The following is a 1,291-nucleotide window of genomic DNA, read 5'->3' on the forward strand; positions in this document are numbered from 1 at the left end:
GAGCGCTTCGCCACCTCGGTGGCGCAGGCCTACGTCCATGGTGCCGATGTCGACTGGACGGCGCTGCTGCCCGGCGGGCAGCGGGTGGAGCTGCCCACGTATGCCTTCCAGCGCCGACGCTACTGGCTGGAGGATGCGCGTTCGGACGGCAGCGACCCCGATGCCCTCGGCCTCGACGCGGCACGCCACCCGGTGCTGGGGGCGGCGGTGGAACTGGCCGAGGACCAGGGTGTCGTACTGACCGGACGGCTTTCCGCAAGCACGCATCCCTGGTTGCTCGACCACGTGGTGGACGGCGTGGTGCTGCTGCCGGGCACGGCGTGGGTGGAACTCGCCGTCCGGGCCGGAGACGAGGTCGGATGCGGTCTGGTCGAGGAACTGACGCTCGAAGCACCACTGACGATCCCCGAAAACGGAACGGTCGCCGTGCAGGTGCGGGTGGGCGCGGAGGACCCGTCCGGCCGGCGCTCGCTGAGCGTGCACTCCCGGCCGGCCGGGAGCCGGGAATGGACCCGGTATGCCAACGGCATGCTCGCCCCCGAGCCCGCGGGCGAGTCGTTCGACCTCATGGAGTGGCCCCCGGCCGGTGCGCAGCCGTTGGCCCTGGACGGCTTCTACGAGGACCTGGCCGCCTCGGGCTACGGCTACGGGTCGGTGTTCCGGGGGCTGCGGGCCGCGTGGCGGCGCGGGGAGGACGTCTTCGCCGAGGTCGGCCTGCCCGAGGACCAGGCCGACGGCGCGGCAGGATTCGGTATCCATCCCGCGCTGCTGGACGCGGCCCTGCACGCGGGTCTGGCGGCCGACCGCGGCGATGTCCGGGTGCGGTTGCCGTTCACCTGGAACGGCGTGACGCTGTTCGCCCAGGGTGCGACGAACCTCCGCGTTCACCTGTCCCCGGCCGGCCCGGACACGGTGTCCGTGCGCCTCGCCGACACCGAGGGCCGGCCGGTGGCCCTCGTGGATGCCCTGCTCACCCGAACGGTCGCCCCCGGGCAGCTGCGGCAGGCGACCAGTGCCGACCAGGAGTCTCTGTTCGCGATTTCGTGGACGCCAGTGTCAGCGGGTGAGCCGGGGGGCGCATCGGCCGCTTCCGCTTCTTCGGCTTCTTCGGCTTCTTCGGATTCCCCGGTCTCTTCGGTTTCGTCGGAGCGGTGGGTGGTTCTTGGGGAGGGTGGTCTGGGTGGTCTGGGTGCTGGGCCGGTTGCGGAGTTCGTGGTGTTGCCGTGTGTGTCGGTGGAGTCGGGTGGGCTGGCGGGTGGGGTGCGTGAGTCGGTGGGTGGGGTGTTGGGGG

The 1,291-nt window shown here is 72.0% G+C and carries 1 protein-coding gene; it reads left to right on the forward strand.

Annotated features, from left to right (window positions below; translation table 11 throughout):
* Positions 1-1,291 (forward strand): polyketide synthase dehydratase domain-containing protein (locus AC07DF_RS41330; protein ID WP_478982772.1); only part of this gene is annotated, 1,291 nt, incomplete at both ends.

The organism is Streptomyces sp. NPDC044719 (assembly GCF_056433405.1).